We start from the raw sequence: 16,275 nt of genomic DNA, 5'->3' as shown, positions 1-16,275 counted from the left end.
TAACTAAGGATCGAAAACAGTGAATCTAGCAGAAGGAGTACAGTCTGTATCACTTGGCATTCTCGGTGTGATGATGATTGGGGCTGCACTAGGTGTGGTGCTATTCTCCAACATTGTCTATTCCGCTTTTTTGCTGGGAGGTGTATTTATCAGCATGGCAGGAATATACTTATTGCTAAATGGTGATTTTGTCGCAGCAGCACAAATACTAATTTATGTTGGTGCAATTAACGTCTTAATTCTATTTGCCATTATGTTGGTAAATAAAAGACAGGATTTTTCACCATTACCAAATGCTGGATTACGGAAAATCTTTACAGCAGTAGTCAGTTTTGGACTATTTGCTCTATTAAGTACAATGGTACTAGCTACTCCTTGGGCTTATACGACCAATCCTGTAGTTAGTCAAAATTCCATCATTTTGATTGGTGAGCATTTCTTTAGCGACTTTTTGCTACCCTTTGAGTTAGCTTCAGTCCTCTTGCTCATCGCAATGGTAGGAGCAATTATTCTGGCGCGTCGTGAATATATCCCCGACCAAGTACCAACTTCTGACCTACAACAAACAATTTTAACCCTACCAGAACGCCCCAAAGAACTGATAACCACTGGTAGCAACACTGACAATTGACAATTGATAATTGACAATTGACAATTGACAATTGACAACTGACAACGAACAACTGACCACTGACAACTGACAACTGACAACTGACAACTGACCACTGATAATCATGCAACTCCAATACTTTCTATTACTAGCAGCAGCTTTGTTTTGCATTGGTATTTATGGTTTAATTACCAGTCGCAACGCAGTGCGGGTACTTATGTCCATTGAGTTGTTGTTGAATGCCGTTAATCTGAATTTAATGGCATTTTCTAACTTCCTTGATTCAAGCTTAATTAAGGGTCAAGTTTTCACAGTTTTTGTGATTACCGTGGCAGCTGCAGAAGCGGCAGTAGGGTTAGCGATCGTTCTGACTATTTATCGCAACCGTGATACTGTCGACATGGAGCAGTTCAATCTCTTGAAGTGGTAATAGTGCGTGCAACTCAAGCAGGTAATCATTGCTTATAAAGCGCGAGATCCCCAGAGTAAACGCTGGGCTGAACTCTGTGCTAAACAACTAGAAAACCGTCAGTGCCAAGTATTGGTAGGACCTAGTGGGCCAAAAGATAACCCTTATCCGGTTTTTTTGGCCTCTGCTAATCAACCAATTGATCTAGCTTTGGTACTGGGTGGTGATGGTACTGTCTTAACCGGTGCCAGGCATTTAGCCCCAGCAGGTATCCCCATTCTCGGAGTAAATGTAGGCGGACATTTGGGGTTTTTAACTGAGTCAGTTGATGAGTTTCAAGATCCAGAAAAAGTTTGGGACAGACTGTTGGAAGATCGTTATGCTATCCAACGGCGCATGATGTTACAAGCAGCGGTATATGAGGGAACTGGATCAAATTTAGAACCCGTGACTGAAAGTTACTTGGGTTTAAATGAGTTTTGTGTTAAACCTGCTTCTGCTGACAGAATGATTACCTCAATTCTGGAAATGGAAATTGATGGTGAGATTGTTGATCAATATGTGGGAGATGGATTAATTATCTCTACTCCCACAGGTTCTACTGGTTATACAGTTTCTGCCAATGGACCAATTATCCATGATGGTATGGAAACAATTACCATCACTCCCATTTGTCCCATGAGTCTTTCTAGTCGTCCTCTGGTTTTACCCCCTGGTTCTGTGGTCAGTATTTGGCCATTGGGAGATTACGATTTAAGCACTAAATTATGGATGGATGGTGTACTATCTACTTCCATTTGGCCAGGACACCGTGTTGATGTGCGGATGGCTGATTGTCGAGCTAAGTTTATTGTATTGCGGGCAAATAATTCTTATTATCAAACACTGCGGGAGAAGTTACTTTGGGCTGGGACAAGAGTTCGCTACAATAATAATCACCGCAACTGATTTTTATGTATCTTTTGGCGTTGCTGATAGCCTGCGTGGCGTAGCCATATTGGCGTATGATTTTCGGAGGTAGAGACGTTCCATGGAACGTCTCTACAAAGGTCTTGAACGTATGCAAAATTATTTTCATCCCTAATATCAGCAACGCCTATCTTTTCTATGTTTTTGTCCCAGTGCGCCCGTAATTTTTAATTCATCTTTGCCCCCAAAAATATCTGGGGGTTTTTTAATATCTATTCTTACTGACAATTGAAAGTATAAATCAGATGAATTTGTATCTTATCACCAGATTTTTTGAGCAGTTACGCTCATAATAAAAAAATGTAATCACAAGATCCCCAATTTCTTGAAGAAATCGGGGATATATATCCGTATTAGTAGAATATTCCACAAATCTATTTAGGAAAACAGATGGAACTTTCTTATCGCTACAATAATGATCAACTCCATCCTCCTGATTTCCCTGGGTTACAAACTGATAAATATATCCTCCGTCTAGCTGTAAATGCCCAAGAACTAGAATCTATTTTTAGATTACGTTTTGAGGTGTTTAACTTAGAACTAGGTTTAGGATTACCTGGTTCTAATATTACCCAGATGGATCAGGATAAATTTGATGAGGTTTGTCATCATTTGTTACTCATTGCTAAAAATACAGGTGAAACAATTGGTACTTATAGAATGCAAACTTATACAATGGCTGCTCAATATCTAGGATTTGAGGCGGCTGATATATTTGATCTGCACAGTATTCCTGATGCGGTTCTTCAATCTTCTGTTGAGGTAGGACGTGCTTGCGTAGCTAAAAAATATCGCAATAGTCATACTCTATTATTACTATGGAAAGGATTAGCTAATTATCTCCTTTGGTCTAGGAAACAATATTTTTTTGGTTGTGCATCATTACTTACACAATCCCATTGGGAGGCGGCTTGTACTTTTAATTATTTAAAGAAAAACAGTTTTATACATCCTCATATTTTAGTATCTCCTCATTCACAATACTTGATAGAACTAATTCACAATTATCCAGAAAAGTCTCATATATCAATTCCTAATATTTTCCAGGCATATCTTAATATTGGAGCAAAAGTTTGCAGTTTACCGGCTATTGATAAACAGTTTCAAACTATTGATTTTTTAGTTATTTCTAATATTGCTGATTTTGCTAGAGGGCATTATAGTAGGAGTCAGGAGGAAGAAGAAGAAAAAACAAAGAAAAAAAAAGTCCTATAAAGGAAGGGAAAGCGTCAAGAATGTGAATTACATGAATTACACTAACGATTGCATTGTAAGGGTAGGGTAACTATTACTTTTGTCCCTATTCCTATTTGGCTTTCCATGTCAATTTTGCCTCCGTGCATATCTACACATTTTTTCACAATAGCTAGTCCTAATCCTGTTCCTTGAATATTTTGGACATTACTAGCACGGTAGAAATTTTGGAATAAATGTCCTTGGTCTTTTAGAGGAATACCAATTCCTTGATCTTGAATCCGAAAAGTGGCAGTATGATCCTGGCAAATGACATCAAAGTGGATTTCGCTATGGATATGAGAATACTTGATTGCATTAGAAAGTAAATTACCAAGAATGCAGTTTAGTAAATCTTCATCCATTTCTGCTTGGGTACATTCTCCTTGATAATTAAAAATAACTTTATATTGATTTTTTGTACTTAGTTGATTTATTTCTATAATTTCCTGACAAAATTTTTCTAAATTCAGCGGTTCTGGTTGATATTTCATTTTTGCTGATTCAGTTTTATTTATAAATAATATATCTTCTAATAATTGCAGCATTTTATCAATAGCATTTTGTATTCTCAAAAAGTATTTTATTCTGCGTTCATCATTGAGAGTAGAACCGTGATATTCAAGTATTTCCACAGAACTGCGAATAATGGTCATCGGAGTGCGAAATTCGTGAGATACCATGGACACAAAGTTAGATTTGAGTTCATTTAATTCCTGCTCTCTAGCTAAAGCTTTCCGGGTTCTTTCTTCACTTTCTCGCAGTTTATTCAGGATTTCTCCTCGTTCGATCGCATAACGAATTGCTCGCTCTAATCTTGGCATGGTAATATCATCTTTGATGATATAATCTTGTGCGCCTTCTGCCATGGCTTGTAGTGCTAAATTTTCATTATCTAAACCTGTTAAAACTACTACAGGAATATCGGGTACTGCTGCACGATATTCTTTGAGTGTTTCTAGTCCTATAGAGTCGGGAAGACTGAGGTCTAACAAAACAACATCGAATTTATTGTTTATATAATTTTCTAATGGGGAGTTATTTGTACTAATTTCAATTGCTGCTTCTAGTTCTTCAACATGGGTAATATGCCATTTTTTGGGTTCTGCACGGGAAAATATCCGATTTAGAATGACGACATCAGTCGGACTATCTTCTACTAATAAAATATGAATACTTACTTTTTCCATGGGTCAATAATTATCACAAATTGTTAATAAATTATATGGGTATTTTGATTTTGTATCTCATGTTTGCAAGATCATAATTCTGATTATTTCATGTGTTGTCACTTCCTCTAAAAAATATTTTTCTTCATTAAGAGTTAATACTAATTTTGGAGCGTTGATAAATAAAAGCTGGAGATAATCAGCAAGATGGAATCAAAAAAGATATTTCGCTTCTCAGTAGTTAGACGAAATTACAGCAAATTGCTGGAGAGAGAGAACAGGGTGGGAAAAAACAATATGTGTAATGGATTCTTTTTGTATATTTATGGAATTTTTACAGAGATGATTTTCATTGCTGCCATAATTATTTTATATCTATTAAATTTATATTTACCCAAAAAATCGTCTAATTAGATACAATTTATTAATATTAGGAGAGCTAAGGAGAATAACATGGTCTTATTGAAGGGCTTTGAGATTGAAATGTACACTGGCACGCCTCAAGGTGACATTGTGGGACTTTCAGATAAAATTACTACGGATTTGGATGGATTTGTGCGAGAGCCGGATAGCCGTAATGTAGAGTATATTACTCAGCCATCTATGGATTATGAAAATTTATTGTGCGCTTTACTACGTCCTAGAAAAGAATTGCGGAATTATCTGCAAAACTTGGATAATTACACCTTAATACCAGGTAGTACATTGTCTTTACAAGGCAGCGATGCCTCCGGCGGGCAAAGCCAACGCTTTTTGCGTTCTGACCCCACCAATCCTTATCATGACTACATTGAACAAACTTACGGCACAAAAGTAGTTACTGCCAGTGTGCATATCAATATTGGTATTAGTGACCCGGAAGTATTAATGCGTGCTTGTCGAGTAATTAGAATGGAAGCGCCTTTATTTCTGGCTATGAGTGCTTCATCTCCTTTCCTGGATAGTAAAACTACTGGTTATCACTCCACACGCTGGGGAATATTCCCGCAAACCCCTGATCATGTACCTTTATTTGCTAGTCATGCTCATCATATTCAATGGGTGAACGAACAATTAGCGGCTGGGACAATGCAAAATGTCCGGCATTTATGGGTATCAGTGCGACCAAATGGCGATCGCCGTCCTTATGATCTAAATCGTCTAGAATTGCGAATTTGTGATTTAGTTACAGATCCTATTGCTTTATTAGCAATGACAGCTTTATTAGAAGCGCGATTAATCCAAATTATTGACAACCCTACTATTGATCCTTTGACTCAAAGCCCCTTCTCACCCGCAGAACTGGTCACATTAACCATGAAAAATGAAATGGCCGCTGCAACTAACAGTCTTGATGCTAAATTGCAACGATGGCAAGATGGTAGCAGCATTCTTGCTAGAGATTGGATAGCAGAACTTTATCAAGAAGTTTGGAGTATTGCTAAACAACAAGGTTTTAGTTGTTTTCTATCCCCCTTGCACAAAATCCTCCGAGAAGGAAATGAAGCTCAACAATGGTTACAACTACATAAAGTAGGCGTTGATATTCAACAAGTGATTACTCAAGCGATTCTTGCTACCCAAGAACGGGAAGCTGAACTAGAAAACAAAATATGTTCATCTGTCATTGGGTGATCACTAACTGGGGATTGGGGACTAGGGACTGGGACAAGAGGTGAAAGTAAAGATAAATATTCTCCTCATCTCCCTAAATTTTCTGATAAAAGTACCTGCGATTGATTAAAAAAAATTAATCAATAGGAAATACTTCCTACATATAAAAAAAAACTATATATTGCCTCTATATTTTGGTAGATTTTTAGACGGCAAGAATTTCTTGAATACACGACTTAGATTAAAAAAAATGCCCCAGGTAGTTTTAGTAAATCCACAAATTCCTCCTAATACTGGCAATATTGCCCGCACTTGTGCCGCTACAGGTACAGAATTGCATTTAGTTGGTCCTTTAGGATTTGAAATTAGCGATCGCTATCTTAAAAGAGCAGGGTTAGACTATTGGCCTTACGTTAAACTCCATTACCATGAATCAATAGAAGCATTTCAGATCGCACAGCAGCAACGCCCAGGTAGACGCTTAGGTTTTACTGTCCGCGGTAACTTTAACTACATCAACTTTGAATTTCAAGCGGATGACTGGCTATTATTTGGCAGTGAAACAGCAGGTTTACCAGAATCTCTGCTCTTGAATTGTGACTCCACCATCTATATCCCCATTCATGAACCCGGTGTTCGGAGTTTAAACTTATCAGTCAGCGTAGCTATAGGTTTATTTGAATGTCGCCGTCAGTTAGGTTATTTACAATAATTCATATTCACCAATAAAAATCCTTAATTCAGTATGATGGAAACATAGTTACAAGAGCTAACATCCCCAAAATTGTTAGACAAACGTTGTATAACATACAGAAAGAAGAGGTGTATAGTGATAAATACTGATAAAACTCCCATGAATGACATAAGAAATTTGTATAGATATTTTAAGGGTCATCTCACTACCAAGGATAGATTTTAATCAATTCTGATCTGCTGATTTCCCACAGAAAAAATCGCCGAAAACCTTTACTGTCAGACAATCGCAGAATTATGTATCAACAAATACAACAAAAAAATGCAAAAATGGCAGGTATTGTCTACGGTTGTTTTTTAGGGAAGAATCAAATTAAAGTCTCCTATTGAGTAAGACGGATTAGGTCAAAAAATCTTGAAAATGTCTACAACGGGATGATCGCTGTTTCAGAAATCCTAGAACCTTAAATGCTAACAGCAATAATGAACCTAGCGAAGTTATGATATTTGTTTAGTTCTGTGCTTTAGTAGCTTTTAGGAGTTTAGATAACTGTCACGAGTGAACATTCCTGGGTTGTGAGGAGTGACTTAGACAAGACATCACCAAAAACTTTAAGTTTGATTAAGGTGCATGAACTTGTTTAAATCAGAGAAGCAGGTTAATCTTGCGTAAGTATCTCTGGTGAATGTGATCTTGATCTGTGGTTTGATGTGATATCAATCATGAATTAATATCTAACTAAAAAATCAAGGTCAGTTAAACGCTAGTGATCATAGGAGGTCGTCTTTGAAACGAGCATTGAAAAAAAGAGAGAAGGCTGTGTTGAACAATACCCCCAGCAGTGATGATGCCCCGGTAGAACAAACAACTTATGATATGAATACCAAAGTGACCCGCCGGGCGCGGACTCATCAGGCAGCCATGATTGGCTTGGCAATATCAATGGGAGCAACCAGCCTTTTGGTGACTCGACAAAGCGATCAAGCCCAAGCAGCCGCTCCTGTTGGCAGTCAAAAAGCAGCTTCAACCAATCCTGCTGTTTCTGAGACTGAGATTAAATTTGCCGACACCAAGCTGGAGTCCAAAATCGTCTCACCAGCAGGCGTATTTGCAAATCCTGTCATATTAGAACCAACAGTAGTTTCACAAATACCTGGGCTTGAAGCTAAATGGCAAATTGCAACCAACAGCGTACCTGTAGAAGGCACTGTATCCAACGCAATTTCCCCAGCCAAAACATCTGACACCAATTCTGTTCACTCACAACCCCAATCAGTAGAGGGCGTGAGTAACAACTCAGTTCAATCCACATTAACAACAGATAATCAACAGCCTGAGACAGATCAATCAGTGGCAGGTATTACTGGCAGTACAATTACACCCCAGAACTTTTCTGCGGGCGAATTAGCCAGCAATGATGTTGATGCAACACTCAAAGCACAACAAGAATTTGCCCTCAATCGCTTACAGGAAAAATCAACGCGTTTAAGAAATAGCTTGACAGAGTTACGGTCTGAGCAAACGCAAGATTTATTAAAAACTGGTATTCAGGAAGCACAGCCAACCACTGTAGCTAGAACAACTACACCAGAACACTCAGATAATGTTACTGATGCCACCCAAACCGAACTTATTTCTAGGTTAAAACAGAACAAAGAAACAAGTGCGACAGTCCAGAAAATACCAATGCCTGCGTCAGCTTCAACAAAAGTTGTCGCACAAATACCAACCTCAACCTATGAAGTTAAGCCCGGAGACACATTAGCAGAGATCGCTAACAATTACGGTACTTCAGTTTCAGATCTAGTTAGAGCTAATAATCTTAGCGATCCTAATCAACTGCAAATCAATCAAAAGCTAATTATTCCTGTTGCGAAGATGCAGGACAACCTGAGCAGGGTAGATAATTTTCCTTTAAATACTCCAAGTTTCAACACTAACTCATTTGCTGCTAACCGCACCAATGTTATAGTTCCCACTCCCCTACCCGAACGTCCTCAGACTCCAGCTATTACCAGTGGTCTAACTATCCCAGTTCCTGTAGTGACAGAACCGCAAGAACGGATTAATCTTCCTGCTGTTACTAAACGCACGAATGCGCCATTGCCAAGAGTAACGGATAATTCAGCAGAATCTTCTATCCCTATTGTTATTCCACCAGCCTTACCTCTCAAGAGTGAATCTTATGGATTAGGTGGTGATACTCCATTACCAAGAACTTCATCCCCAAAGCAACGGTCCCAAAAACCAGTGCAAAAGGTATCTAAAGTCAAAGGTAATGAACGTATCCGCAGCTTACAAGCAGAAATTGAGAGATTACGGTCTAAGTACCGCGCTCAACAAGCTGGTTTAGCTGTACCTACAGATACTGAAAACAATAATCAGTCTCTACCTGTTGCTATTGAAACATCTAGTGATTTAGTAGTGTCTCAAGCAAATACACTACAGATTCCCGCTCCGCAAGCGATATTGCCAAACTACAGCAATAATCAGCCGGTTCGACCCCTAATGACGGCATCTGCTCCCCGCAATGAGCCAATAAACCCCGAATTCTTGTCCAATAAGACTGGGGTTGGCTTGAATTCTTCCCGCAATTCATCTGGTATTAAGTTAACAGTTCCACCGGCTCGTAACAATGCTTCTGACACTTTAGGAAAAATGCGCGGAACTACCGTTTCTCCAGCATTACCACCTATAGCAGCAGTAGATATATACCTGCCTCAAACAACTGAGAATAATACTAATTTCCCATCTAATTCTTCTACAGGCTATATTTGGCCAGCTAAAGGAACTCTTACCTCTGGTTATGGTTGGCGCTGGGGAAGAATGCACAGAGGGATTGATATTGCTAACTCAACCGGCACACCTATTTATGCCTCATCTGATGGTGTAGTAGAAAAAGCTGGTTGGAACAAAGGTGGCTACGGCAACCTTGTTGATATCCGCCATGACGATGGTAGCCTGACTCGCTATGCACACAACAGCCGGATTTTGGTGCAAGCTGGTCAACGAGTGCAACAAGGTCAAACAATTGCGGCCATGGGTAGCACTGGTTTTAGCACCGGTCCCCACACTCATTTTGAAGTTCATCCTTCTGGTAAGGGTGCTGTTAACCCCATTGCTTTCCTACCAAATCGTCTGTAATTCCTGGTTGTCTGGAATTAAGCGATTTTCTGGTTAATTGAGGGAGGTCAACTCCCTCTTTTGATTTTTGAGGCAAAAATTTGGAAATTGATAGTTGTCAGATCCAAATTGGTATGCTATCTTAATATAAGTTGATAAAACAACGTGGCTCAGTAGCTCAGTTGGTTAGAGTACGGGACTCATAAGCCTGGGGTCGTCAGTTCAAATCTGACCTGAGCCATTTTCAATATTAAACCATGTTATTAATAGTAGAATCGCAACCCAGTTAGGTAATATGTTGGAGAAAAATTTTAGCCTATATACTTTTTCGTGGGTTGTTTTAATTTAGCAAAAGCAGCGATAGAAATATTAGTGTGATTCCTACCTAACTAAATATATAACTGATATAGCGGTATGCACTCTTTGTGAGATACAGTCAGCTAATTCACAAACTCTGTAGGGGCGCAGGGTCTGCGCCCTCGATTGTATTGCATCAAGGGCGATAACCGCTATAAGGTTGTAAAAGATTTTCACCATTGAAATGAATCAAATGAGTTGCATCTTCTGCTACCCATACATCAGTTTCCCAAGAAATTTCTGATAAATACTCCTTCATTGCTTTGCGGTTAAGGAAAGCTGTCACCATTACGATAGGTATTTTAGAATTTTTGAATAAACTTTCAAGTTCAGTTTTGCGTTTGGCATCAATTGGTCCATGTGATGTCACAGCTTCAATCAAAACTAACCAATTTTGAGTTTGAAAATGAATGATGATATCTGGCATTTTTCCATGAGTATCAATTTTAATTCCTAATTCCAACAAAGCTGATTCATCAAAATATGCAAACTTTTCATCTGTATCACCAACATAAATTATCTTACTATTAGGTGAAAAATTGGGACAAAAATCATTAATTATTTTCTTAATTAAAATATTTTGTCTGCCTGGTGACAGTGTGATTGATTTTAGGTTATTCATAATTATTTTCTATGGAGATATTTCTATTAATTGCTAAAATGCGTTCAAAACATAATCTATTTGAGATTTAACTAAAAAATCATTAACAAATTTCTTCAGCGCAACTTTATAAAAAAATAGTATAATTAATACATTGCTACTAACCAACACTTTTATCATTATATTACAATGGTTCAAAAAATTGCCTTATTTAATCACAAAGGTGGTGTTAGCAAAACCACTACTACTTTTAATTTAGGTTGGATGCTTGCTTCAAAGGGGAAGAGAGTTATCCTTGTAGATACAGACCCCCAATGTAATCTTACAGGAATAGCACTGAAAGAAGAAACTGAAGATGATGAAGCAAGAATAGAAAATATTTACAACACACATTCTAATATCAAGACTGGTTTAGCTCCTGCATTTGAGTCACAACCACGGGCTATAGAAGCTGTAGATTGTATTCAGATCGAAGGTCAAGAAGGTCTATTTTTGTTACCTGGTCATGTGGGCTTTGCTGAATACGAAGTAACATTAGGTATAGCTCAAGAACTTACTGGATCAATTCATGCACTTAAAAACTTACCAGGTGCGATTTCTGATCTTTTAGAAAAAACTGCTAATAAATTTAATGCTGACTACATTTTAATTGATATGAGTCCCAGTTTAGGAGCAATAAATCAAAATTTATTAATGATTAGTGATTTTTTCTTAGTTCCAACAACTGCTGATTTCTTTTCAGTAATGGCAATAGATTCTCTAGCTAGAATTTTACCAAAATGGTGTGCTTGGGCAAGAAAGGCAAGCACAAACCCTATATTGAAAGAAGCAAACTATCCATTTCCTGAATTTAGTTTGAAATTTTTAGGCACTATAGTTCAAAACTATAGAATTATCAGAGGTAAAGAAACAACAGCATTTCAAACATGGATAGAAAAAATAGAAAATACAGTTAGTAAAACACTAAAACCAATCCTAGAAAAAAATAACTTGTTGTTACCTAATCAAGTTTATAATCAACAGGGGATAAATGGTAGTTTTACCATGACAAAAATTTCTAACTTTAACAGTTTAATTGCTTTATCACAAGAACACTGTACGCCAATTTATGCCCTAACACCTGAACAGTTAGACCAACACGGTATAGTTTTAGAAGCCAATCAAAAAAAGCAAGAAGAATTTAAAGCAACATTTTCCCATTTAGCAGACAAAATTATTGCATTATCATCCAGTTATGCAGTCAGCCCTTGATCAATTTCGTATTAGTATTCAGCGTGTTCGGGATTTAATTTCTCTGCATAACTCTATCAAAGCTCAAGCTACCGCTGCTCTTGATATTTCAGATATTTTACGATCTGCTCTAGTTCTGAGTGTGAGTGCTTTGGATTATTATGTCCATGAGGTTGTAACATTGGGTATGCTGGAAATTCATCGCGGAACACGCCCTGAACCAGCAGTGAATCGTAATGCTACTAAATCAAATTTTTCAAAGTTTAAAGTTTCTCTTGGTAGTGCGCGTGAAGATAGAAAAATAGCCATAGATATTGCTTCTTGGATAGAGAGTGAGATACAGCAAAATTATGGTGATAATTTTTTAGAACAGTGTCATCATATTCCTAATTTAATGCCTGTTATTGCTAATATGCTCTTAGAGCAATTAAATAATAACTTATGGTTAGAAAATGAACTGAGAAAAGAGTTTAGTAAATTAAGTTTTCAAACACCAGATAGTATTGCTGATGCAATTAGGTATATATCGAATCAGCCGTTATGGGATGAAGTAGCTAAGAAAATAAGTAGAACAGCTAAAGATGTGAAACAACAATTAAATTCTATTGTTTATCGCAGAAATAAAATAGCTCATGAAGCAGATATAGATCCTACTTTTGGTTTGGGTGGTCGCTGGAATATAGATGAATCAATGGTTAATGATGCAGTTAACTTTATTGAGCAGGTTGTTGAGAGTATTCATCAAATTTTATAGCTGCGTTATTTTCCCACAATCAACTACCAACTTAGCTACAATCTATAAACTCATATAAACCGCGACTTAACCAAAATGACAAGCATCACCACTCCTACCCTCAAAATCCCTGAACTCCTAGCACCTGCGGGTAACTGGGAATGCGCTCAAGCAGCAGTAGAAAATGGTGCGGATGCGATTTATTTTGGTTTAGAAAAGTTTAACGCGAGAATGCGGGCTGAGAATTTCACAGCAGCAGATTTACCCGAATTAATGGAATTTCTGCACCTGCGGGGAGTCAAAGGTTATATCACTCTGAATACCCTCATTTTTCCCCAAGAACTGACGGAAGCACAGCAATACCTCAAAACCATCATTTCTGCGGGTGTTGATGCTGTCATCGTTCAAGACGTGGGTATTTGTCGGCTGATTCGTCATCTTTCCCCTGACTTTCCTATTCACGCTTCCACCCAAATGACTATTACCAGTGCTGCGGGGGTAGAATTTGCCAAATCTTTGGGTTGTCAATTGGTAGTTTTAGCGCGGGAATGTTCCATTAAAGAAATTAATAAAATTCAACAACAAATATCTCAAAAAAATAATTCCTTACCTTTAGAAGTTTTTGTTCACGGTGCTTTGTGCGTTGCATATTCTGGACAATGTTTAACCAGCGAAGCATTAGGAGGACGTTCTGCAAATCGTGGAGAATGCGCTCAAGCTTGCAGAATGCCTTATGATTTAATTGCAGATGGAGAAGTTGTTAATTTAGGAAAACGCAAATATTTATTAAGTCCTCAAGATTTAGCTGGTTTAGAAGTTTTACCAGAATTAGTAAAATCTGGAGTTACTTCTTTAAAAATTGAAGGACGTTTGAAAGCACCGGAATATGTTGCTAATGTGACTCGCGTTTATCGTCAGGCTTTAAATCAACTAATAGAAACGAATATAGAGACATTTTCTAGTCGAGAAAAAGACCAATATAATTTAGAAATGGCATTTTCTCGCGGACTTTATACAGGTTGGTTTGAGGGAATTAATAATCAAGAATTAGTGCATGGGAGATTTGGTAAAAAACGCGGTGTTTATTTAGGAGAAGTTACCCGGATTAGAAATGCAGAAATAACACTGAAACTAGAAGCACCTGTTAAACCAGGAGATGGGATTGTTTTTGATTGCGGACACCCAGAAACTAAGGAAGAAGGAGGAAGAATATATGCAGTTATTCCCAATGGTAGAGAAGTAATATTAACTTTTGGGAGAAATGATTTAAATTTCCATAATATCCATATAGGTGATAAAGTTTGGAAAACAAATGATCCAGAATTAGATAAACAAATTCGTCAAAGTTATACTGGAGAACATCCCCAATTTACCAGGCCGATTAATATCGAAGTGCATGGAGAAATTGGCGAAAAATTAATAGCTGTATCTCGTGATGAATCTTGGAATATAGTTCAAGTAGAATCAGAAATATTAATAGCTGAAGCACATACAAAACCCTTGTCTACAGAAAGATTAAAAGAACAATTTGGACGGTTAGGAAATACTCCTTTCCATTTAGACAATTTTATCAATAATCTCAACGGTAATATTATGTTACCCGTGAGTGAATTAAACCGAATGCGTCGGGAAATAGTCAGCCAATTAGAGGAATTAAGAAGTAGACCCAAACTTTGGGAATTAAATCATCATGCAAAATGGCAAGATTTAATTAGTTCTAAATCCACAGAAATTCCCGCTTCCCCTTCCTTGATTGTTTTAGTCAGAAATATCGAACAACTCAAAGCAGTATTAACAGCAGATATCAAAACTGTATACTGTGAATTTGAAGATCCTCGCAAGTATCAAGAAGCAGTAAAAATAGTCCGCGAATTTGGACAGGAAGAAATCAATATCTTTGTCGCACCACCTCGGATAAGCAAACCTGGAGAAACCTGGATTTTAAAACAAGTTCGAGATTCTCAAGCTGATGGTTATTTAATTAGAAATTATGACCAATTAGAATATTTTGCTAATGAAAGATGTGTGGGTGACTTCTCCTTAAATATCGCTAATCCTTTAACCGCAGATTACTTTAAAAACCGCTTTAATTTAGAAAGATTAACAGCGTCTTACGACTTAAATATTAACCAACTGGAAGGTTTAATTACAAATTACCCAGCGCAAAACTTTGAAGTTACAATTCATCAACATATACCCATGTTTCACATGGAACATTGCGTATTTTGCGCTTTCCTATCTGAAGGCACAGATTACACCAATTGCGGTAGACCTTGCGAAACACAATCAGTGACAATGAGAGACAGAGTAGGTAGTGAACACATTCTCAAAGCTGACGCAGGATGTAGAAATACAGTATATAACAGTGCGGCACAAACAGGGGCAGAATACGTACAAAGATTAGTAAGTTTAGGTTTACAATACTTTCGGATTGAATTTGTCAACGAAACATCGGAACAAGTGCAAAAAACAATACAGAGTTATCAAAACTTACTCCAAGGAGAAATTACCGGTTCTCAACTTTGGAAAACATTAAAGTTGCAAAATCAATTAGGTGTAACTCGCGGCGCTTTAGGTATGATCTAAGTGAAGTTACTTAAGTGCCTATATTTGATCAAATCATCCTCATTATAAGCAACTTAGGCGTTTTAATAAAAAATATTAAGTTCTGTAACAAGTATCAATCCTGAGTCAACGTACTGAGTAAAAATAAAAAGAGAAACACAATCAACTTCATTCTCAGAAGTTAGGGAAGGATTAATCATGGATAAACTAAATTTAATGGTTTGCCCTCATGATACAGCTAAAAACCCAGACCGCTGGTTTAGATTTGCTCAATATCTCAGCCAAAATCTTGATCAAATAGTCCATTTTGAATTAGCCTTAGATTTTCAGGAATTTCATCAGAAAATGAACGATGCAGATATCGTTTATGGTAATCCAGCCGATACAATGAATTTGTTGAAAAACAATTTTATTTCTGTAGCACGTCCAAGTAATTTATATGATGAAGTGGTTTTTATTGCTCATCATGATCTAGATAATCCTTCTTTAGAATCATTTCAAGGGTCTAATTTGGTGAGTGTGGTGAGTATGTTAGCCACTAAAATAGGTTTAAATGCTCTGGAAACTCAAGGAATTAAACCTGCTGAATTAATTGATAAATCTACTTGGTTAGCTGTTATTAAGGCGATCGCAAATAAAGAAACTGATGCAATGTTAGGTTTTGTATATAAGGATACTTATGAGCAATTAGGAGAAGCAACAAAAAGTCTGGTGAAATATATCGCAACATCACAAGAAAAGAAAGCTTTTCATCAGCTTGTTTTATCATCAAAAGCAATTCAAATTCAGAAAAATTTGGCTTCCATTCTTTTAGAAATGAAACAAAATAGCAAAGGGAAAGATATTTTGGATGAATTGAATATTGAACAATGGATGATTCCTACTGAATCTGAAATAGACGCGATTAAACAAATTATTGCTAAATAGTCCTTACTGAATATATGTGATTTGTGATGCTTTGAGTATGATGTAGCTAAATGGCAATAAGT

13 protein-coding genes and 1 tRNA gene are annotated in these 16,275 nt (G+C 37.2%); 12 read left to right on the top strand and 2 right to left on the bottom strand.

Annotated features, from left to right (window positions below; genetic code table 11):
• Nucleotides 1-19: 19 nt before the first annotated feature.
• The 4 genes from FJR04_RS06665 to FJR04_RS06650 all read left to right on the top strand — a co-directional run bounded on the left by FJR04_RS06665 (nucleotide 20) and on the right by FJR04_RS06650 (nucleotide 3,203).
• Nucleotides 20-631, top strand: a complete 612-nt coding sequence (locus tag FJR04_RS06665) for an NADH-quinone oxidoreductase subunit J (RefSeq protein WP_168492975.1) — start codon at nucleotides 20-22, stop codon at nucleotides 629-631.
• A gap of 103 nt (nucleotides 632-734) precedes the next feature.
• Nucleotides 735-1,040 (top strand): NADH-quinone oxidoreductase subunit NuoK, encoded by a 306-nt coding sequence (gene nuoK, locus FJR04_RS06660; protein WP_148760331.1) that lies wholly within the window; start codon nucleotides 735-737, stop codon nucleotides 1,038-1,040.
• Nucleotides 1,041-1,046: 6 nt separating this feature from the next.
• Nucleotides 1,047-1,967, top strand: a complete 921-nt coding sequence (locus FJR04_RS06655) for an NAD(+) kinase (RefSeq protein ID WP_168492973.1) — start codon at nucleotides 1,047-1,049, stop codon at nucleotides 1,965-1,967.
• A gap of 411 nt (nucleotides 1,968-2,378) precedes the next feature.
• Nucleotides 2,379-3,203, top strand: coding sequence for a GNAT family N-acetyltransferase (locus FJR04_RS06650; RefSeq protein WP_168492971.1), 825 nt, complete (start codon nucleotides 2,379-2,381; stop codon nucleotides 3,201-3,203).
• 41 nt (nucleotides 3,204-3,244) lie between these two features.
• On the opposite strand, the gene FJR04_RS06645 is transcribed toward FJR04_RS06650, so the two are convergent.
• Nucleotides 3,245-4,411: a hybrid sensor histidine kinase/response regulator gene (locus tag FJR04_RS06645; RefSeq protein ID WP_168492969.1), complete on the bottom strand. Its 1,167-nt coding sequence runs from the start codon at nucleotides 4,409-4,411 to the stop codon at nucleotides 3,245-3,247.
• Between the two features lie 432 nt (nucleotides 4,412-4,843).
• Here FJR04_RS06645 and gshA point away from each other — a divergent pair, with 432 nt between their 5' ends.
• The 4 genes from gshA (at nucleotide 4,844) to FJR04_RS06625 (ending at nucleotide 10,041) form a co-directional block, all read left to right on the top strand.
• A complete protein-coding gene (gene gshA, locus FJR04_RS06640; protein ID WP_168492967.1) occupies nucleotides 4,844-6,004 on the top strand; it encodes a glutamate--cysteine ligase in 1,161 nt (386 codons plus the stop codon).
• 229 nt (nucleotides 6,005-6,233) lie between these two features.
• Entirely contained in the window at nucleotides 6,234-6,695 is a 462-nt protein-coding gene (locus FJR04_RS06635) for a tRNA (cytidine(34)-2'-O)-methyltransferase (protein WP_168492965.1), read from the top strand.
• Nucleotides 6,696-7,496: 801 nt separating this feature from the next.
• A complete protein-coding gene (locus tag FJR04_RS06630; protein WP_371717319.1) occupies nucleotides 7,497-9,821 on the top strand; it encodes a peptidoglycan DD-metalloendopeptidase family protein in 2,325 nt (774 codons plus the stop codon).
• A 146-nt stretch (nucleotides 9,822-9,967) separates the two neighbouring features.
• Nucleotides 9,968-10,041 (top strand) — tRNA-Met (locus FJR04_RS06625).
• A 252-nt stretch (nucleotides 10,042-10,293) separates the two neighbouring features.
• Here the strand turns inward: FJR04_RS06625 and FJR04_RS06620 are convergent.
• Complete coding sequence (locus FJR04_RS06620) at nucleotides 10,294-10,779, bottom strand: BsuBI/PstI family type II restriction endonuclease (protein ID WP_254445221.1); 486 nt, start codon at nucleotides 10,777-10,779, stop codon at nucleotides 10,294-10,296.
• Nucleotides 10,780-10,947: 168 nt separating this feature from the next.
• Here FJR04_RS06620 and FJR04_RS06615 point away from each other — a divergent pair, with 168 nt between their 5' ends.
• The 4 genes from FJR04_RS06615 (at nucleotide 10,948) to FJR04_RS06600 (ending at nucleotide 16,213) form a co-directional block, all read left to right on the top strand.
• Nucleotides 10,948-12,009 carry a ParA family protein gene (locus FJR04_RS06615; protein ID WP_168492961.1) on the top strand — a complete coding sequence of 354 codons (1,062 nt, stop codon included), beginning with the start codon at nucleotides 10,948-10,950 and terminating at the stop codon, nucleotides 12,007-12,009.
• Nucleotides 11,993-12,742 (top strand): HEPN domain-containing protein, encoded by a 750-nt coding sequence (locus FJR04_RS06610; RefSeq protein WP_168492959.1) that lies wholly within the window; start codon nucleotides 11,993-11,995, stop codon nucleotides 12,740-12,742. The genes FJR04_RS06615 and FJR04_RS06610 overlap by 17 nt, the downstream gene beginning before the upstream one ends.
• A gap of 75 nt (nucleotides 12,743-12,817) precedes the next feature.
• A complete protein-coding gene (locus FJR04_RS06605; protein ID WP_168492957.1) occupies nucleotides 12,818-15,307 on the top strand; it encodes a U32 family peptidase in 2,490 nt (829 codons plus the stop codon).
• Between the two features lie 177 nt (nucleotides 15,308-15,484).
• On the top strand, nucleotides 15,485-16,213 hold the full coding sequence (locus FJR04_RS06600; protein ID WP_168492955.1) for a phosphate/phosphite/phosphonate ABC transporter substrate-binding protein: 729 nt from the start codon (nucleotides 15,485-15,487) through the stop codon (nucleotides 16,211-16,213).
• Nucleotides 16,214-16,275 lie beyond the last annotated feature (62 nt).

The organism is Anabaena sp. UHCC 0204, from assembly GCF_009711975.1.
Taxonomy (GTDB): Bacteria; Cyanobacteriota; Cyanobacteriia; order Cyanobacteriales; family Nostocaceae; genus Dolichospermum.
This window is presented reverse-complemented; position numbering and strand designations above follow the sequence as displayed.